The 17,794-nt window shown below is 56.7% G+C and carries 17 protein-coding genes and 2 tRNA genes; 4 read left to right on the top strand and 15 right to left on the bottom strand.

The features are described from left to right. Window positions 1-122: 122 nt before the first annotated feature. The 9 genes from KIF87_RS22920 to dnaQ all read right to left on the bottom strand — a co-directional run bounded on the left by KIF87_RS22920 (window position 123) and on the right by dnaQ (window position 9,217). Window positions 123-1,724, bottom strand: a complete 1,602-nt coding sequence (locus tag KIF87_RS22920) for a gamma-glutamyltransferase family protein (RefSeq protein ID WP_213330826.1) — start codon at window positions 1,722-1,724, stop codon at window positions 123-125. A gap of 9 nt (window positions 1,725-1,733) precedes the next feature. After that, the gene (locus KIF87_RS22915) at window positions 1,734-2,609 is read right to left on the bottom strand and encodes an ABC transporter permease (RefSeq protein ID WP_213330824.1); all 876 of its coding nucleotides are present in this window, start codon (window positions 2,607-2,609) and stop codon (window positions 1,734-1,736) included. 2 nt (window positions 2,610-2,611) lie between these two features. Next, window positions 2,612-3,553 carry an ABC transporter permease gene (locus KIF87_RS22910; protein WP_008500268.1) on the bottom strand — a complete coding sequence of 314 codons (942 nt, stop codon included), beginning with the start codon at window positions 3,551-3,553 and terminating at the stop codon, window positions 2,612-2,614. 18 nt (window positions 3,554-3,571) lie between these two features. Beyond that, entirely contained in the window at window positions 3,572-5,086 is a 1,515-nt protein-coding gene (locus KIF87_RS22905) for an ABC transporter substrate-binding protein (RefSeq protein WP_213330822.1), read from the bottom strand. 2 nt (window positions 5,087-5,088) lie between these two features. Continuing rightward, window positions 5,089-6,171, bottom strand: coding sequence for an ABC transporter ATP-binding protein (locus KIF87_RS22900; RefSeq protein WP_213330820.1), 1,083 nt, complete (start codon window positions 6,169-6,171; stop codon window positions 5,089-5,091). Further along, entirely contained in the window at window positions 6,168-7,181 is a 1,014-nt protein-coding gene (locus tag KIF87_RS22895) for an ABC transporter ATP-binding protein (RefSeq protein ID WP_213330818.1), read from the bottom strand. The genes KIF87_RS22900 and KIF87_RS22895 overlap by 4 nt, the downstream gene beginning before the upstream one ends. Continuing rightward, on the bottom strand, window positions 7,178-7,897 hold the full coding sequence (locus KIF87_RS22890; RefSeq protein WP_023334601.1) for a FadR/GntR family transcriptional regulator: 720 nt from the start codon (window positions 7,895-7,897) through the stop codon (window positions 7,178-7,180). Before KIF87_RS22890 ends, KIF87_RS22895 begins: the two co-directional genes overlap by 4 nt. Before the next feature lie 379 nt (window positions 7,898-8,276). Next, window positions 8,277-8,353, bottom strand: a tRNA-Asp gene (locus KIF87_RS22885). A gap of 132 nt (window positions 8,354-8,485) precedes the next feature. Further along, window positions 8,486-9,217 carry a DNA polymerase III subunit epsilon gene (gene dnaQ, locus KIF87_RS22880; RefSeq protein ID WP_029739690.1) on the bottom strand — a complete coding sequence of 244 codons (732 nt, stop codon included), beginning with the start codon at window positions 9,215-9,217 and terminating at the stop codon, window positions 8,486-8,488. A gap of 64 nt (window positions 9,218-9,281) precedes the next feature. Here dnaQ and rnhA point away from each other — a divergent pair, with 64 nt between their 5' ends. Further along, on the top strand, window positions 9,282-9,749 hold the full coding sequence (gene rnhA, locus KIF87_RS22875) for a ribonuclease HI (RefSeq protein ID WP_023310485.1): 468 nt from the start codon (window positions 9,282-9,284) through the stop codon (window positions 9,747-9,749). Here rnhA and KIF87_RS22870 read toward each other — a convergent pair. Continuing rightward, window positions 9,746-10,465 carry a class I SAM-dependent methyltransferase gene (locus KIF87_RS22870; RefSeq protein WP_023310484.1) on the bottom strand — a complete coding sequence of 240 codons (720 nt, stop codon included), beginning with the start codon at window positions 10,463-10,465 and terminating at the stop codon, window positions 9,746-9,748. The genes rnhA and KIF87_RS22870 overlap by 4 nt on opposite strands. A gap of 32 nt (window positions 10,466-10,497) precedes the next feature. On the opposite strand from KIF87_RS22870, the gene gloB reads away from it, so the two are divergent. Further along, window positions 10,498-11,256: a hydroxyacylglutathione hydrolase gene (gloB, locus tag KIF87_RS22865; protein ID WP_213330816.1), complete on the top strand. Its 759-nt coding sequence runs from the start codon at window positions 10,498-10,500 to the stop codon at window positions 11,254-11,256. Between the two features lie 68 nt (window positions 11,257-11,324). Continuing rightward, complete coding sequence (gene mltD / locus KIF87_RS22860) at window positions 11,325-12,689, top strand: murein transglycosylase D (RefSeq protein ID WP_213330814.1); 1,365 nt, start codon at window positions 11,325-11,327, stop codon at window positions 12,687-12,689. A gap of 52 nt (window positions 12,690-12,741) precedes the next feature. On the opposite strand, the gene KIF87_RS22855 is transcribed toward mltD, so the two are convergent. From KIF87_RS22855 to KIF87_RS22845, 3 genes are all read right to left on the bottom strand, one after another. Continuing rightward, window positions 12,742-13,515: a class I SAM-dependent methyltransferase gene (locus KIF87_RS22855; protein ID WP_213330812.1), complete on the bottom strand. Its 774-nt coding sequence runs from the start codon at window positions 13,513-13,515 to the stop codon at window positions 12,742-12,744. Between the two features lie 76 nt (window positions 13,516-13,591). Then, window positions 13,592-14,392, bottom strand: a complete 801-nt coding sequence (locus KIF87_RS22850; RefSeq protein WP_024909448.1) for an endonuclease/exonuclease/phosphatase family protein — start codon at window positions 14,390-14,392, stop codon at window positions 13,592-13,594. A 136-nt stretch (window positions 14,393-14,528) separates the two neighbouring features. Continuing rightward, complete coding sequence (locus tag KIF87_RS22845) at window positions 14,529-15,704, bottom strand: MFS transporter (RefSeq protein WP_023310479.1); 1,176 nt, start codon at window positions 15,702-15,704, stop codon at window positions 14,529-14,531. A 104-nt stretch (window positions 15,705-15,808) separates the two neighbouring features. Here KIF87_RS22845 and yafC point away from each other — a divergent pair, with 104 nt between their 5' ends. After that, entirely contained in the window at window positions 15,809-16,714 is a 906-nt protein-coding gene (gene yafC, locus KIF87_RS22840) for a DNA-binding transcriptional regulator YafC (RefSeq protein WP_032646938.1), read from the top strand. 29 nt (window positions 16,715-16,743) lie between these two features. On the opposite strand, the gene dkgB is transcribed toward yafC, so the two are convergent. Then, the gene (gene dkgB / locus KIF87_RS22835; RefSeq protein ID WP_213330810.1) at window positions 16,744-17,547 is read right to left on the bottom strand and encodes a 2,5-didehydrogluconate reductase DkgB; all 804 of its coding nucleotides are present in this window, start codon (window positions 17,545-17,547) and stop codon (window positions 16,744-16,746) included. A 160-nt stretch (window positions 17,548-17,707) separates the two neighbouring features. After that, a tRNA-Asp gene (locus tag KIF87_RS22830) sits at window positions 17,708-17,784 on the bottom strand. Between the last annotated feature and the right edge of the window lie 10 nt (window positions 17,785-17,794).

The raw sequence follows: 17,794 nt of genomic DNA, 5'->3' as shown, positions 1-17,794 counted from the left end.
GACCTGAAGAAAAAGTCGATCACCATGGGTAAAGGATGTTAAAAAGTGTTCACCATGTCCCCGAACACCTGTCTACCATGTCCCCGGACTGTACATCCCAAAGGGAGAGGGAGGATAAAACATTAACTCACCAGCGCCTGCCCGTCTTTGCGGCTCTCCGTCGCGGCCACGTAGTGCCCTTCCGGCAGGCGGTAAATCACCTGCGCCCCGCCGAAGTTGTAATCCTGCAGCGGATCTTCCACCACGATCTGATGCCCGCGCTCGCGCAGCGCGGCGATGGTATTGCGATCGAACGCCGATTCCACGATCACCTCCCTGCCCTGCACCACGCGCCAGCGCGGGGCGTCGATTGCCGCCTGCGGGTTTTGCCCGTGCAGCATAATGCGCAGCGCCATCTGCATGTGCCCCTGCGCCTGCATCGGGCCGCCCATCACGCCGAAGGACATCAGCGGCTGGCCGTTGCCGTCCATCGCAAAGCCCGGAATGATGGTGTGGAACGGACGCTTGCTGCCCGCCAGCGCGTTCGGATGATTGGGATCCAGCACGAACCCGCAGCCCCGGTTTTGCAGGCTGATCCCCGTATCCGGCACCACGATGCCTGAACCGAAACCCATATAGTTGGACTGAATAAACGAGACCATCATCCCGCTGGCGTCGGCGGTGCTGATGTAGACCGTGCCGCTCTGCGTCGGCGATCCGTAAACGAAGTCTGAGGCTTTATCATGGTCAATAAGCGCCGCGCGCGACTTCAGATAAGGGTCGCTCAGCAGCTCTTTCGCCGCGAACGCCATGTGTTCTTCATCCGCCACGTAGCGGTCGAGATCCGCCAGCGCCAGCTTCATCGCCTCGATGGACAGGTGCAGGGACTGCACGGAATCCGGGTGATGCTTCTCAATACCGCACTGCTCCAGAATGCCGAGCGCAATCAGCGTGGCGATCCCCTGGCCGTTTGGCGGCAGCTCCTGCACCGAACCGCCCGCGAAGTCTCGCGACAGCAGTTCTACCCAGTCCACGCGGTGGTTTGCCAGATCTTCAGCCGTCAGGTGCGCGCCGTGTTCTTTCGCAAAAGCAGCGATTTTCTGCGCCAGCTCGCCGCGGTAAAAGGCGTCGCCGTTAGTTTTAGCAATCAGCTCCAGCGAGTTCGCCTGCGCCGGGTTACGGAAGATTTCCCCCACGCGCGGAGCGCGGCCTTCCGGCGCGAAGCAGGCGCTAAAGCCCGGCTGATCTTTCAGCTTGCTATAGCCGCGCTGCCAGAGATGGCCGATCAGCGGGGAGACCGGGAAACCGTTGCGCGCGTAGTCTATGGCAGGCTGCGCCAGCGTGGTCAGCGGCAGCGTGCCGAAGCGTTCCGCCAGCGCCACCCAGCCGGAGACCGCTCCCGGCACGGTCACCGCGTCCCAGCCGATTTCCGGCACCGCCGTTTTACCGGCAAACAGATCCGCATGCCAGCTCGCAGGCGAACGGCCGGACGCGTTCAGACCGTGAAGCTTTTCACCGTCCCAGACGATGGCAAAGGCGTCGCTGCCGATCCCGTTGCCGGTCGGCTCAACCACCGTTAGCGCCATCGCGGTGGCAATGGCCGCATCCACGGCATTCCCGCCCAGCTGCAGCATTTTCATGCCTGCCTGCGCCGCCAGCGGCTGTGAGGTCGCCACGGCGTTATGGCCCATCATCGGCGGGCGGCGTGAATCATAACCGGACGTAAAATCAAGCGCTTTGGTCATCATGACTCCTTAGTCGTGGCGCGGATCGAGCGCATCGCGCAGCCCGTCGCCGAGTAAATTAAAGCCCTGCACGGCGAGGAAAATCGCCACGCCGGGGAAAATGGACATCCACGGCGCCTGCTCCAGAAACCCTTTCGCGGTGTTGAGCATGGAGCCCCAGGACGGATTGGGCGGCTGCTGCCCCAGCCCTAAAAACGACAGGCTGGCTTCAGCGATAATCGCCGAGGCAATCGCCAGCGTGGCCTGCACCAGGATCGGCGACATCACGTTTGGCAGGACGTATTTAATGATGATCCAGCGATCCGGCAGGCCAATCGCCCGCGCGCCGTCGATATACTCTTCGTTGCGGATGGCGATCACCTGCCCGCGCGTCAGGCGGGCGAAGATCGGCATCGCCGAAAGACCGATGGCGATCATCGCGTTGGTCAGGCTTGGGCCCAAAAATGCCCCCAGCGCGATCGCCATGATCAGGAACGGACAGGCCAGCAGCGCCTCAATAAAGCGCGAGATCACCCCGTCCCACATCTTCTGGAAGTAGCCCGCCACCAGCCCCAGCGGAACGCCGATAACCACCGCGATAACGACCGACATACAGCCCGCCATCAGCGAGGTGCGAGCGCCCCAGATAATGCGGGATAATATGTCGCGCCCCAGCTCGTCGGTGCCGAACCAGTACATCGCCGACGGCGCTTTTCGCACCGCCAGGAAGTTGGCTTTCACCGGGTCGAACGGGGCGATCCACGGCGCCAGCAGCGCCAGCAGCACAAAGAAGCCCACCACCACCGCGCCAATGACCGCGCTTTTATTGGCGAGGAATTTCTTCAGCACCCGGTTCTGCGCGCGCGGCAGCGCGGGCGTAACGGTTTGCGTCGTCAGTTCCGCCATGGTTAACCTCGCATTTTCGGGTTGATAAGGACGTAGAGCACGTCGGCCAGCAGGTTGAGCATCAGGAAGCCAATCGCCACGATCAGCACCACGCCCTGCACCACCGCGTAGTCACGGTTGAATACCGAGTCGACGATCATCTTGCCGAAGCCCGGAATGGTGAAGACCTGCTCGGTCAGCACCGCGCCGCCCAGAAGCTCGCCAAACAGCAGCGTGGTGAGGGTGATTACCGGTACCAGCGCGTTGCGAAACGCGTGCTTCAGGATCACCGCTTTCGGCAGCAGCCCCTTAGCCCGCGCGGTACGGATATAATCCGCCTTCAGGACCGCAATCATCGAGGCGCGGGTGTGGCGCATCAGCGTTGCCGCGAGCCCCGTTCCGAGCACGGACGCGGGCAGCAGCAGCGTGCGCAGGTTCTGGAGCGGATCTTCACTGAACGGCACGTACCCGGAGGCGGGCAGCCACTGCAGGTTCACCGAAAAGACCAGAATCAGCAGGATCCCCAGCCAGAAGTGCGGGATCGAGATCCCCGAGATCGCCACGAAGTTCGCCCCGTGATCGACCCAGCTGTTTTTGTTCACCGCCGCGAGGATCCCCATGCTGATACCAAACACCAGCGCGATAATCATCGCCAGCAGCGACAGCTCCAGCGTGACCGGCAGCTTGCTGGCAATCAGCTGCGTCACCGGTTCGTGCGTGCGTAAGGAGACGCCCAGATCGCCCTGCAGCGCGCGCGTCAGCCAGTGGAAATACTGCACGGGGATCGGCGCATCGAGGTTCAGCTCCGCGCGCAGCTGGGCGATGACCGCCGGATCGCGCTCCTCGCCTGCCATGGCGATCAGCGGGTCGCCGGGCAGCAGCTTTTGCAGCCCGAACACCATCATGCTCACCAGCAATAGCGTCGGGACGGCTAGCAGCAGACGTTTGCAAATCAGTTCCAGCATGGGTTCTCCTCAGGACGTTTATTTCGCCAGCGTCAAACCCGCCAGACGCACGATGCCGTCCGGGTACGGCTTAAAGCCCTGCACGCTTTTGTTCAGACCGAAAATACGCGGCTCGAAGTAGAGGTAGGCAATCGGCATGTCGGTTTGCAGCTGTTTCACCACCTTGTCGTACAGCGGCTGGCGTGCGGCCTGGTCGGTGCTCTGGCGCGCCTGGGTCAGCCACTCATCGACCTGCGCGTTGCTGTAGCGGCCGTCGTTAAGCGTGCCTTTGCTGTTGATAAAGCCGTAGATGCTGCCGTCCGGATCCGGGCGTCCCGACCAGCCGGAGAAGCTCAGCTGATAGTCACCGCTCTGCTGGCGATCGAGCAGCGTGGCGAATTCGGTCATCTGCAGGTTCAGGTTAAATCCGGCCTCAGCGACCATCGCCTGCAATACCTGCCCCACCTGCTGCGAGGTTGGGTTGTTCGGCACCAGCAGGTTGACGGTCAGCGGCGCGGTGACGCCTGCCGCTTTCAGCAGCGCTTTGGCTTTGTCGACGTCACGCGGCGGAACCGGCAGGTTAACGTGATACGGGCTGACCGGTGAAAACGCCTGGTTGGCCGGGGTGTAGAGCCCTTCAAAGACCACCTGGTTTAACGCATCGCGGTCGATGGCCTGAGAAAACGCCTCGCGCACGCGGGCGTCCTTGAACGGATCGTTCGCCGGTACCTTGCCGTTGTTGATGTTGAAGGTGATGCCCTGATAGCCCAGGCCCGTCACCTTCGCCAGAGCCAGCTTGCTGTCGGCTTCGACGGTTTTAACGTCGCTGGCGGCGATACCTTCGGTCAGGTCAAGATCGCCCGCGCGCAGGTTCGCGAGCCGCACGGAGGCATCCGGGATCGGCAGATAGATAATTTTGTCGAAGTGGTAGGCGCCTTTGTTCCAGTAGTTGTCGAAGCGGGTCAGAACGATGCGGTCCTGGGACACGCGGCTGTCGAACTTGTACGGGCCGGAGCAGACCGGGTGGGCGGCAAAGTCAGGCATTTTCGCCGCCTCCGGGGCCATCATTGCGCCCGCGCGGTCGGTGAGCTGCATCAGCAGCGCCGCATCGGGCGTTTTCAGGTGCAGCGCAATCTGCATCGGGCCGGTGACCTCTACCGATTCAACGGAGGAGATCTCGCTCTTACGCAGGGAGCCTTTCAGGGTCAGGGCGCGGTCGAGGTTGTATTTTGCCGCGGCGGCATCGAATTTCTCACCGTCGTGGAAGGTGACGCCTTCGCGCAGATTGAGCGTCAGGGTTTTACCGTCCTCACTCCACGCCCAGTCTTTAGCCAGACCGGGGACAACCTTCAGATTTTCATCCACGTCCACCAGCCTGTCGCACAGGGAGGCAAACACGAAGCGGCCATAGTAGGTGCGCGCCAGATGCGGGTCGAGCATGTCCGGGTCAGCGCCGAGACCGATTCGCAGCACGCTTTCAGAATGTGCGGGCAGCGCCGCGCCAAGCAACATAACACTTCCCAGTACGGTCAAAAGAGAATTACGCATTGTCATTATCATGAGTTCCTTGAAGGAAGGGACGAGTGAGTGGCCGCGTGTTCAAACAGCGCGCGGCGGCGCAGAAAAGCGGCGGATGGCGGTGCGATCTGGATAACGCCGCGATCGCGGTTGATCTCCTGCCAGCGATGGCAGGCAACCTGACGCCCGCCGTCGAGCACCTGATTGATCGGCTCGACCTGGCGGCATTCATCGGTAACGTACGGGCAGCGGGTGTGGAAACGGCAGCCGGACGGCGGGCTGGCCGGGTTGGGCAGATCCCCCTGCAGCAGCGGCGCATCTCGCTCAACGCCCGGCTGCATCTGCGGCGCCGAGGCGATCAGCGCCTGGGTATAGGGGTGCAGCGGCGCGTCAAAAATCTCATCCACGGTGGCAAGCTCGACGATTTGCCCGAGGTACATGACCGCCACGCGGTCGCTCATATGGCGGATCACCGCCAGACCGTGGGCGACAATCACCATCGTCAGCCCAAGCTGGTGCTTCAGGCTTTCCAGCAGGTTGACCACCTGCGCCTGAACGGAGACGTCCAGCGCGGATACCGGCTCATCCCCCAGCAGCAGCTTCGGTCCCGAGGCCAGCGCGCGCGCAATGCCGATACGCTGGCGCTGCCCGCCGGAAAACTCGTGCGGATAGCGTCCGGCCCAGGCGGCAGGCAGGCCAACGGTTTTAAGCAGCTCGGCAACGCGGTACTGGCGATCCGCTTTTTTCATATTCTGATGCAGCCACAGCGGCTCCCCGACGATCTGCTCCACCGTCATGCGCGGGTTGAGCGAGGCGAAGGGATCCTGAAAAATAATCTGCAGCTCGCGCCGGAGCTGGTTCAGACGAGCACCGGAGGCGTCGGTGATCTCCTCCCCCAGGTAAAACACGCGCCCTTCGCTGGCGGCCAGCAGGCGCAGCAGCAGGCGACCGAGGGTAGATTTCCCGGAGCCGGACTCGCCGACGATCGCCAGCGTTTCGCCCGGCATCACGGCAAGCGAAACGCGATCGACCGCCGTGACAAACCGTGCCGGAGTAAAGAGCTTTTTGGGGCCGGGAAAAAGCTTGCTGAGGTCACGGGCTTCAAGAATGGGCGTGGTCATGCGATTTCTCCCAGGGCAATGTGCTGTTCGAGCGGCACGCGGAAGCAGGCGACCTGATGGCCCGCGCCGAGCGTGGCGAGCTGCGGTTTTTCATCATGGCAGCGGGACTGCGCAAACGGACAGCGGGTGGCAAAACGGCAGCCTTTCGGCATGGATTCCGGGAGCGGGACCGATCCGGGAATGGTGGAGAGCTGGCCCTTGCGTGTGCCAAGAGAAGGAATCGAGCCCATCAGGCCGATGGTGTACGGGTGCTGCGGGTCGGCGAATATTGCCTCCACGCTCCCCTGCTCCACCACCTGCCCGGCATACATCACGGCGACCTGCTGGGCGACTTCCGCCACCACGCCTAAATCGTGGGTGATCATCAGCACCGCCGTGCCGGTTTCCTCTTTTAAGGTGTTGAGCAAGGCGAGGATTTGCGCCTGGATGGTGACGTCGAGCGCGGTGGTGGGTTCATCAGCAATCAGCAGTTTGGGATGGTTAATCAGCGCCATCGCAATCATCACGCGCTGGCGCATGCCGCCCGAAAGCTGGTGGGGATATGCTTTCAGGCGCATCTCTGCCGCCGGGATCTGTACCTTCTCGAGGATCAGCAGCGCGACCTTCATCGCCTCTGCGCGCGAGGCGTTCTGGTGTCGCATAACCGCTTCGCTAAGCTGATCGCCCAGCGTAAACGCCGGATTGAGCGAGGTCATCGGCTCCTGGAAAATCATCGCCAGCTCGCTGCCGCGCAGATCGGCATATTCGCGCGGTGAGAGCTTTCGCAGATCGTGGCGGCGAAACTGCATCTCACCGCTGACAATCTGCGCGCTGGCGGGCAGTAACCCCATCAGCGCCAGTGAAGTGATACTTTTCCCGCAGCCTGACTCCCCCACCAGCGCCAGCGTTTCGCCCGCCCTGACGGTCAGAGAAATACCATCCAGCACGCTAACCGGCGAGCCAGCAAACGTAACGTTGAGGTTTTGCACTCGCAATACGGGCGTGGCGTCCTTAAAGGGTATTGTCGTCATGGCGTGAAGTCGTCCTCGAGGTGGATCGCCTGAATCAGGGCGGTTTGCAGGCTGAGCAGGTGTTCGCGCATGGCGGCCGCGGCTTCATTAGGCTGGCGATGGATAATCGCAGACATGATCTTATGGTGATGGTCGTTATAGCTGTCGACACGTTCGGGGGTGCGCGCCAGCTCGCGCAGATGCTGCCAGCCCGGTTCACGCCGCACGGCATCAATGGCATCAAACAGGCCAAGCATCAGACGGTTGCCCGCCGCCTCGGCAATCGCCCGGTGAAAGGCGCTATCCCAGAGTTCGTTGAGATCGCGGTCATCCGGGCTGACCTTATCGATGCGTTCCAGCATGCGCTGCATGAGCGCGAGGTTTTCCCTGGTGGCACGCAGTGCCGCAAGCCGGGCTAAGCCGGGTTCGAGCTGTAGACGAGCTTCCATCACTTCCAGAAGGTTGGTCTGCTGAACCAATCCCTGAAGGGCCAGCGGTTCAACAGGTGCCGCCGGGCCAATAAAGGTCCCTTTGCCCTGCTTACGCCAGATGCGCCCCTCTTCTTCCAGCACGTCCAGCGCACGACGCACTTCACGTCGTCCTACGCCGAGAGTGTCCGACAGCTCACGTTCCGTGGGCAGCGGTATGCCTGGTGTTGACTCATGCTGGTTGATAAGCCCGCGCAGCTGCTCAAGCGCGGTGCTGGAATTTGCCAGAAACCGTGACGGTTTTTCCATATTGGTTCGCTCGCTTTCATCATTGCTTTATTTTTATTAACGATAAGTTATTGATATGGAATGAAGCTTATCGTGCTAATGATTAAGCAATAACCAAACCAATACGCAATTGGTTCGGTGTTTTTTTGGAAAGCGGGAGATAACCAAATGATTCTGCGTGAATTATTTTTACAGAAAGAAACATTCTGACCGAGGTCTGAAGAGAGGTGTGGTGGTGAAATGCACAATATCAGTGCAAATAGCGCACTACAACCGTGCAATTGTTAATTAATTGCACCATGTATATTAACTTTTTGTTAACAGTAGGGGGGGGATTGAGATTACACAATGCTGAAACGACGAAGGCCTGAATCATTTCTGATTCAGGCCTTCTGAATAGTGGCGGAACGGACGGGACTCGAACCCGCGACCCCCTGCGTGACAGGCAGGTATTCTAACCGACTGAACTACCGCTCCACTGTTCCCGTTTGGGGAACGAGGCGCATATTACGGTGCGCCTCCGATCTCGTCAACGCTTTTTCTCACGTTTTGAATCGTTTGCTGCAAAAATCGCCCAAACGATGATTTTACAGGCATTCCGGCGTTTTTTCAGGCGCGCCACATACAGCTGCCGCCCTTCTTCTGGACCAGATCAAGCCGGGATTCGTGGTTAAGGAGCTCTTCATCGCTGGCTAAAACAACCCGCAACCGGCTTGCCTGGCGGACAACACGCTGAATGCCCGCTTCGCCTTGCGTCTGCTGGGATTCATTTTCCATACTGAACTTCATTGACGTCTGCCCGCCGGTCATCGTCAGATAGACATCCGCCAGGATCTGGGCATCGAGCAACGCCCCGTGGAGCGTTCGCTTGGTATTGTCTATCTCGTAGCGCGAGCAGAGCGCATCAAGGCTGTTACGCTTGCCGGGAAACATCTTCCTTGCCAGCGCCAGGCTGTCCGTCACCTTACAGAAGGTGTTCGTCTTCGGGATATCACGATTAAGCTTGCTGAATTCATAATCCATAAAGCCGATATCGAACGATGCGTTATGGATGACAAGCTCGGCGCCCTTGATATATTCCAGGAATTCGTCAGCAACATCCGCAAAAGTCGGCTTATCCAGCAAGAACTCATCGGCAATCCCGTGAACGCCGAACGCTTCCGGATCCACCAGCCGATCGGGTTTGAGGTAGACGTGGAAGTTGTTCCCCGTAAGACGACGGTTCACCACTTCAACGGCGCCGATCTCGATGATCTTATGCCCTTCGTAGTGCGCGCCGATCTGGTTCATACCGGTGGTTTCGGTATCGAGGACAATCTGGCGAGTAATTGCAGTGCTCATAGCGGTCATTTATGTCAGACTTATCGTTTAACTGAACGTTTCGAATACAGGAAGTCTACCAGAGATGCGTAAACAGGTAGAAATTTTCACCGATGGATCTTGTCTCGGTAATCCAGGTCCCGGCGGCTACGGCGCGATTATGCGCTATCGCCAGCACGAAAAAACTTTTAGCGAAGGCTATTTTCTGACCACCAACAACCGGATGGAGTTGATGGCGGCCATCGTGGCGCTGGAGGCGTTAAAAGAACATTGTGACGTGGTGTTAAGCACCGACAGCCAGTACGTGCGTCAGGGGATCACCCAGTGGATCCATAACTGGAAAAAACGCGGCTGGAAAACCGCCGATAAGAAGCCGGTCAAGAACGTCGATCTCTGGAAACGTCTTGATGCTGCGCTGGGCCAGCATCAGATTAAGTGGGAGTGGGTTAAAGGCCACGCAGGCCACCCGGAAAACGAACGCTGCGACGAACTGGCTCGTGCTGCGGCATCCAATCCCGCTCATGAAGATGCGGGCTATCAGCCCGACGCCTAATCGGTTTTTTTGTACTGCCGAGTGGCGCCGACGGTCTGGCGGATGGGCGTTTTCGACTTGCTCTGCTTCATAGGGTTAAGCGTAAGGGGAATGGTTCGCTTACGCGCGACGATAAACTGCAAACAGCCCAACGCCGGGAGATGGGTGCTCAGTACCACGCCCCCCTGCCGCGCCCAGGGCAGCACCTGAAAACCTCCGTAGCAGAGCACTTCAAAGTTCAGCAGCGAAAGCCAGTCGAGCTGGCGCATCATGGTGAACATCCGGCTGTTGTAAGGTGGAGTCCGGCGTAGCACCGGTACCAGCTTACGCAGGCCCATCAGGCTTAGCGGATTGAATCCGCTGAGTACCAGCCAGCCGTCATCAATCAGCACGCGATCGGCTTCGCGAAGCAGACGATGCGGATCGCTGCACCAGGGCAGCGTGTGTGCGAGCAAACACGCATCGACGGATTTTTCCGCAAACGGCAGATGCAACGGGTCTGCTTTTACCTGAACCGGCGATCCGCCGAGAGAGACGTTGACCTGATGCGAGATAGCGCAGCTTTCGGTATTGATTTCCGCGCTGAGATTGCCAATCTTAAGCAGGTGAAAGCCATACATTTTCGCGAGCCAGGGCTTCAGCTGTTGTTCTAACGCTTCGCGATAGTATTCACCCCAGGGCAATTCCGCCCAACGTTCCGGTGCTGCGACAGTCTGAGGTATCCTTGCCGGTTTCATCAAAACACCCGCCACGCTATAAGAGGTAATGTATGAATCTTATCAGTATTCCAGCCTTTGAGGACAATTACATCTGGGTTTTGGTTGACGACGATCGTCGATGCGTCATTGTCGATCCCGGCGAATCGGCCCCTGTTCTGCGCGCCATAAAAGAGAACGGCTGGCAGCCAGAAGCCATTCTGTTGACGCATCACCATCACGATCATACTGGCGGCGTGCCTGAACTGCGCGCTCATTTCCCGCATCTGGTGGTTTACGGACCGGCAGAGGCACAAGATAAGGGCATCACGCAAGTAGTCGAAGAAGGCGAAACTATCCTCATACGCGAGTGGGAGTTTTCCGTATTTGCTACACCAGGTCACACTTTGGGACATCTGTGTTTCTACAGTAAACCTTATCTTTTTTGCGGCGACACGCTGTTCTCCGGAGGCTGCGGAAGACTGTTTGAAGGCACGCCCGCTCAAATGCACCAGTCTTTACAGAAGATTAACGCTCTACCCGACGAAACACTCATTTGTTGCGCTCATGAGTATACATTAGGAAATATGAAGTTTGCCGTGAGCCTCTTACCGGAGGATCGGGCGATTCAGGATTATTATCACAAAGTGAAGGAGTTACGTGCAAAAAACCAAAAAACACTACCCGTAATTCTGAAAAACGAGCGCCAAATTAATTTATTTTTACGAACAGATGATATTGATTTAATTAGAAAAATTAACCAAGAAACAAATTTGCAACAACCAGAACAGCGATTTGCATGGTTAAGGTCAAAGAAAGATAACTTCAGATAATTGCGGGTTGCCTTTTCAAAATTTCGCCGTTATCATCGCTCGTCTTTTAAGCAACTATTGACACACACATGAAGGCAAAAGCGATATTACTCGCCTCTGTCCTGCTTGTAGGTTGCCAGTCGCAAAACGGCAGCAACGTACAACAGCACGCACAGAGCCTTTCTGCAGCTGGTCAAGGGGAAGCAGGGAAGTTTGCAAGTTCGGCGCGCTGGATGGACGATGGAACATCTTTCGCGCAGGATCAAGACTTGTGGACCTCTATTGGCGACGAGCTAAAGATGGGAGTTCCGGAAAATACCCGGATTCGCGAACAGAAACAGAAGTATTTAAGTAATAAGAGCTATCTCCACGATGTAACGTTACGGGCAGAGCCGTATATGTACTGGATAGCCGGGCAAGTTAAGAAACGTAACATGCCTATGGAGCTGGTACTCCTACCCATAGTGGAGAGCGCTTTTGACCCACACGCGACGTCTGGCGCCAATGCCGCAGGCATTTGGCAGATCATTCCGAGCACCGGGCGAAACTATGGTCTGAAACAGACCCGCAACTATGATGCGCGTCGCGATGTTGTCGCTTCAACGACAGCCGCTCTCGACATGATGCAACGTCTGAACAAGATGTTTGACGGCGACTGGCTGTTAACGGTCGCAGCGTATAATAGTGGCGAAGGTCGTGTACTGAAGGCAATGAAAGCGAATAAAGCACGGGGTAAATCCACCGATTTTTGGTCGCTCTCACTGCCACAGGAAACAAAGATTTACGTACCGAAAATGCTGGCATTGAGCGATATTCTCAAGAACAGCAAGCGTTACGGTGTACAACTGCCAACACCAGACGAAAGTCGTGCACTGGCGCGTGTTCGCCTCAGCAATCCGGTTGATATTCAACGGGTCGCTGATATGACGGGTATGTCGGTAAGTAAATTGAAAACCTTTAATGCTGGCGTTAAAGGCTCAACCCTGGGGGCAAGTGGCCCGCAGTATGTAATGGTTCCGCAGAAACATGCTGAACAGTTACGTGAGTCTTTAGCTTCTGGTGAAATCGCCGCCGTTCAGTCAACGCTGATCGCGGATGCATCATCAGTTAACAGCCGCAGCTATAAGGTTCGTTCAGGTGATACGCTTTCGGGCATTGCTTCACGTCTTGGCGTGAATGCGAAAGATCTGCAGCAGTGGAATAATCTGCGCAGCTCCGGCTTGAAAGTGGGTCAGACTCTGACGGTAGGTGCAGGTAGCAGCGCACAGCGTCTCGCCAGCAACAGCGATAGCATTACCTATCGCGTGCGCAAGGGCGATTCACTGTCCAGTATCGCAAAACGACACGGCGTAAACATCAAGGATGTGATGCGCTGGAATAATGATACTGACAATCTGAAACCTGGCGACCAGCTGACGCTGTTTGTGAAGAACAGCGCTACGCCAGACTCCTGATAGCACGATCGAAAGATAAAAAGGCACCGATTCCCCTCGGTGCCTTTTTTGTTTATCCCGCTTTTTGGGCTTCAGCCATGATGGTATCGCTGGTAAACGAGCCGTCGTCCTGCAGTTCAAAGTACGCCTTCACCTCTGCGGACGCACTCTCCTGATACAGCCTGATCGCCTGGCTTAATGCTTCCGGGGTGCGCATACGCGCGATCCACGAGCTGAACTCCAGCGGTAAGCGGTCTGTAATCAACGCGCGCGCGATCAGTCCCGCCTCAGTAATAAATGACAACCACTCTCCGCTGGCGTAGTTTTGCACGTGCGAGGTATCGCGCAGCGCTTCGACCGTCTGCAGCCAGATATTGCGCACCGGATGTCCAGGGGACATCACATCCATAATAATGAAGACGCCACCCGGCTTCAGAACACGTTTGACTTCGCGTAATGCCTGGCCGACATCATGCCAGTGGTGCGCGGAGTAACGGCTGATAACCACCTCAAACGACGCATCATCAAAAGGTAAGGATTCGGCATAGCCCTGGCGCGTATCAATGTTGTCCAGCCCCTTCGCTTTCGCCGCCTCGGCAACGACGTCCAGCATCTGGCTGGATAAGTCATACGCGGTAACGTGCGCGACCTGCTGCGCAGCCGCAAAGCTGGCATGCCCTGCCCCGCAGCCTAAATCCAGCACGTGCGCCTGCGGGAACGCCGCCAGACGCTCACCGAGACGCACCAGATCGCGGCCAGAAGCATGCACGGCGCTGCTCAGATAGGCACTTGCCTGAGAACCAAACTGTTTTTCTACGTTGTCATGATGGGAGTGTGTTGTTGTCATCGTACTGTCCTTTGTTGGTTAAAAATAAAAGGGCAGCACCCGCGCAGGTCTGCCCCACGGCAGACCTGACACACCATTATTTATCAGGTTTGCCGGGACTGAATTCAACTAGTAGAGGATTGTGATCGGAGGCGCGCGTCACCAGAACAGAGGCGTCATGCACGCTCAAACCACGATAGAAGACAAAATCGAGAGGACGACCAAAGGCTTTTTTGCGCTGGTCATCGCTAAAACGAACTTCACGCAGCGACATTTCGCGCGCAAAGCGATACAGCGCATTCATGCGCGGACGGCTCCAGGCATTGAAATCGCCTGCCATAATGATGGGGCCGCTGTGATGGGCAATCTGATCGCCAATCGGAAGTAACTGCTTACTGTAGACATCCACGCCCAGGCTGAAATTGACCGCATGGATGTTCACGACCATCAGCATTCGGGTATCCGGCAGCGGATAGACCGTCACCAGCGCCGATTTCGCCAGACGCAGGATAGGTTCACGTTCACGCAGAGGACAGCAATAGACCGGATGTGCTGCTGAAAGTGTCATCACTCCTGAGGGGTGTTGTGGCAGGACAAATGCAGGCACCTGGTCGGCGGCAAGATAGTTCGTGGTGGCAAACCGTACCAGCTCAGGGGTGGTTTGCGCCTCCTGGAGCAGAACCAGGTGGGCATCTTTTCCAAAATTCTTGAGTACCGATAACCACTCGGCACGCTGCTGCTTAAAGATATTCCACACCAGTACACGGATTTTCTCATCGCTGCTTAACGGTGTGCCGGCGGGTAATGCCTGGCTTATGCTCGCAAATGACCCCGGAGGCAAGATCCTCTCCGCGGGCATTCCGGCAACATAACGCATGGCATAGGTATTTTTTCGCACTTTTGGAAACAGCCTCTGTAACATGAACCAGCCCGGAAAACGGACTGGTTCTAATGTTATAGGGACTTTAGGTCATACTTTCAACGCAATTTCTGAGAAACCGCTTTCCAGTTTTGTAAGCAAGCACTTACTGATGTTAACCCAGCGCGACGCGAGCAGGTTTATCAAGTCGCCCACTCAGGCCAATCAGCAGGAAGGCCACCAGGACAATCACTGCGCCAATCCACGGGGTCTGGGTTAACCCAACATGCGCTACGGTTTGTCCGCCAATGATGGAGCCCAGCGCGATGCCAATATTAAATGCGGCAATGTTCAGACCCGATGCCACATCCACCGCATTTGGCGTATAGAGCTCGGCTTTCTGGACAACGTAAACCTGAAGCCCGGGCACATTACCAAAGGCAAAGATCCCCATGACCAGCACCGTGACCAGCGCGGCATAGTGTAGCGAAGCCGTGAACTGGAAAATCATCAGCAGAACAACCAGGGCGGCGAAGATGAATTTCAGCGCCGGTACCGCACCATGCTTATCTGCAAGCTTGCCGCCCCAGATATTGCCAATGGCAACGGAAATACCGTATCCCAGCAAAATCCAGCTCACGGCATTGGGGGAAAAGCCCGCCAGGTCCTGCATCATCGGCGCCAGGAAGGTAAAAGCGGTGAATACGCCGCCATAGCCCAGTGCCGTAACCGCGTAGATGATCAGCAAACGCGGATGCGTGAGCACCTTCAGCTGATCGCGCAGGCTGGCGCTCGCCCGGCCCGGAATATTCGACGGTACCAGCAGCAGGCTGGTCACCAGGGCGATGACACCCAGCAAGGAGACGGCAAGGAACGTTTCGCGCCAGCCGAAGTGTTGTCCGATAAACGTTCCCAGCGGTACGCCCGTAACGAGTGCGACGGTCAGCCCACCAAACATGATCGCAATGGCTGAAGCCGCTTTCTCTTTGGGTACCAGGCTGGTTGCAATAGTGGAACCAATCGAGAAGAACACACCGTGCGCAAGGCCGGTCAACAGACGGGCAATTACCAGCGTGGTGTAGTCCGGTGCCTGCCAGGCCAGAACGTTGCCGGCGGTGAACAGCACCATCAGCGCGACTAACAGCTGCTTACGTGGGAAGCGTCCGGTCAGGGCCGTCAGGACTGGCGCACCGACGGCGACGCCCAAGGCGTAAATAGACACCAACAGCCCGGCTGAAGGCAACGAGATCGCAAGCTGGTTAGCAATGGTAGGAACCAGTCCCACGATAACAAATTCGGTCGTGCCAATTGCAAAGGCACTGATCGTCAGGGCAAGTAGCGCCAGTGGCATAAAATACTCCGTATCATCAGGATTAAGATGACAGGCAGTATGCGCCAGTGCTTAAATAACAAAAATGGTCAAAATATCAATAGAATTTTGCAGGTGGTGCAACAGTGAAAGCAACATCGGAAGAGCTGACAATCTTCGTCGCCGTCGTTGAAAGCGGCAGCTTTAGCCGCGCGGCCGAACAGCTGGGACAGGCTAATTCGGCCATCAGCCGTTCGGTAAAAAAACTGGAGATGAAGCTTGGGGTGAGTCTGCTCAACCGAACGACGCGACAGCTGAGCCTGACGGAAGAAGGAGAGCGTTACTTCCGCCGCGTGCAGTCGGTACTGCAGGAGATGGCGGCAGCGGAGACGGAGATTATGGAGACCCGCAGCACGCCACGTGGATTGCTGCGCATTGATGCTGCCACGCCGGTGGTGCTTCACTTTCTGATGCCGCTGATCAAACCTTTCCGCGAGCGCTATCCGGAGATGACGCTCTCGCTGGTCTCCTCAGAGACGTTTATCAACCTCATCGAGCGTAAAGTGGATGTGGCCATCCGGGCGGGAACCCTGACAGATTCAAGCTTGCGTGCCCGCCCTCTGTTTGCCAGCTACCGCAAAATTATCGCATCACCAGAGTATATTGCCGAGCATGGTAAACCGGAGACGGTTGAAGAATTGAAGCAGCATCTGTGCCTGGGCTTTACGGAGCCGGTGTCGCTAAACACCTGGCCTGTCGCCTGTCATGATGGTCAACTTCATGAAATTACCTGCGGATTATCCTCAAACAGCGGCGAAACGCTGAAGCAGCTGTGCCTTACCGGGAATGGCATCGCCTGTTTGTCGGATTACATGATTGATAAAGAAATTGCGCGCGGTGAGCTCGTGGAGTTAATGGCCGATAAGCGTCTGCCGGTAGAGATGCCTTTTAGCGCGGTGTATTACAGTGACAGAGCGGTGAGTACGCGCATTCGTGCCTTTATTGACTTCCTGAGTGAACATATAAAAACAGCTCCCGGAGGAGCTGTGTGAGGGTTCAGGTTACAGAGGGTGGGTCAAACTTAATCCCAGTCAGGCGCTAAACCTTCCGGGCTAACCAGACGATCGTTGCACTCCAGTGCTGCGATCGCTTTTTTATCGTCAGCATCCAGATGAAGATCCGTTGCCAACAGGTTGCTGGCCAGGTTTTCACGCTTAGTTGATGATGGGATCACGGCATAGCCTTCACCCATTGCCCATGCCAGAATCACCTGCGCAGCAGTGGCGTTATGTTTCTCTGCGATACGCGTAATCACTTCATCTTTCAGTGCCTTACCGTAGGCCAGCGTCATGTATGAGGTGATGTGGATCCCGTGCTGTTTTGCCCAGTCAACGACTTTGCGGTTTTGCAGGTAGGGAGACAGCTCAACCTGGTTGGTCGCAATATTTTCTGCGCCAACAGCGGCAATGGCTTTTTCCATCAGCGGAATGGTGAAGTTGGAGATCCCAATTTCGCGGGTTAAGCCCTGCTTTTTCGCTTCCAGCAGCGCCTGCATGAATTCTTCTACTGAGACGGCATCATTCGGTGATGGCCAGTGGATCAGCGTCAGATCTACGTAGTCAGTACGCAGTTTTTTCAGGCTCTCTTTCAGGCTAGGGATCAGCTTATCTTTGCTGAGATTCTCAATCCAGATTTTCGTGGTGATAAACAGTTCGTTACGCGGCACACCACTCTCTTCGAGAGCTTGTCCAACGGCAGCTTCATTTTCATAGATCTGTGCCGTATCAACTGCACGATAGCCCAGTTCGAGTGCGGTTTTAACTGATGCGATAACAACGTCGTCTTTCAGGCGGAAGGTGCCCAGACCAAATGCAGGGAGAGTCATAATATTCCTCAATCGTTATGTTCGTAAACTGAGGAAGATTATCGCTGACCTTGTTATAGAGAAAAAGATCGTAAAACGCAGAGGATTTTTGCTAATTTCGCAATAATTAAACGTCAGATAAGAAAAAAGCCCTGAGCGTTAGCTCAGGGCTTTTAATAAGTGGCGGAACGGACGGGACTCGAACCCGCGACCCCCTGCGTGACAGGCAGGTATTCTAACCGACTGAACTACCGCTCCACCGAAGACT

The organism is Enterobacter sp. 120016, from assembly GCF_018383635.1.
GTDB lineage: Bacteria > Pseudomonadota > Gammaproteobacteria > Enterobacterales > Enterobacteriaceae > Enterobacter > Enterobacter asburiae_D.
Note: the sequence above shows the minus strand (reverse complement) of the source record. Positions and strands in the feature narration are given on the sequence as shown.

Coding starts and splice junctions, on each gene's coding strand:
- dkgB (WP_213330810.1), bottom strand. CDS start 17,547: ATGACTCTCCCTGCATTTGGTCTGGGCACCTTCCGCCTGAAAGACGAC.
- rnhA (WP_023310485.1), top strand. CDS start 9,282: ATGCGTAAACAGGTAGAAATTTTCACCGATGGATCTTGTCTCGGTAAT.
- KIF87_RS22905 (WP_213330822.1), bottom strand. CDS start 5,086: ATGACAATGCGTAATTCTCTTTTGACCGTACTGGGAAGTGTTATGTTG.
- gloB (WP_213330816.1), top strand. CDS start 10,498: ATGAATCTTATCAGTATTCCAGCCTTTGAGGACAATTACATCTGGGTT.
- KIF87_RS22910 (WP_008500268.1), bottom strand. CDS start 3,553: ATGCTGGAACTGATTTGCAAACGTCTGCTGCTAGCCGTCCCGACGCTA.
- KIF87_RS22870 (WP_023310484.1), bottom strand. CDS start 10,465: ATGAAACCGGCAAGGATACCTCAGACTGTCGCAGCACCGGAACGTTGG.
- mltD (WP_213330814.1), top strand. CDS start 11,325: ATGAAGGCAAAAGCGATATTACTCGCCTCTGTCCTGCTTGTAGGTTGC.
- KIF87_RS22855 (WP_213330812.1), bottom strand. CDS start 13,515: ATGACAACAACACACTCCCATCATGACAACGTAGAAAAACAGTTTGGT.
- KIF87_RS22890 (WP_023334601.1), bottom strand. CDS start 7,897: ATGGAAAAACCGTCACGGTTTCTGGCAAATTCCAGCACCGCGCTTGAG.
- KIF87_RS22920 (WP_213330826.1), bottom strand. CDS start 1,724: ATGACCAAAGCGCTTGATTTTACGTCCGGTTATGATTCACGCCGCCCG.
- KIF87_RS22900 (WP_213330820.1), bottom strand. CDS start 6,171: ATGACCACGCCCATTCTTGAAGCCCGTGACCTCAGCAAGCTTTTTCCC.
- KIF87_RS22895 (WP_213330818.1), bottom strand. CDS start 7,181: ATGACGACAATACCCTTTAAGGACGCCACGCCCGTATTGCGAGTGCAA.
- dnaQ (WP_029739690.1), bottom strand. CDS start 9,217: ATGAGCACTGCAATTACTCGCCAGATTGTCCTCGATACCGAAACCACC.
- KIF87_RS22915 (WP_213330824.1), bottom strand. CDS start 2,609: ATGGCGGAACTGACGACGCAAACCGTTACGCCCGCGCTGCCGCGCGCG.
- KIF87_RS22845 (WP_023310479.1), bottom strand. CDS start 15,704: ATGCCACTGGCGCTACTTGCCCTGACGATCAGTGCCTTTGCAATTGGC.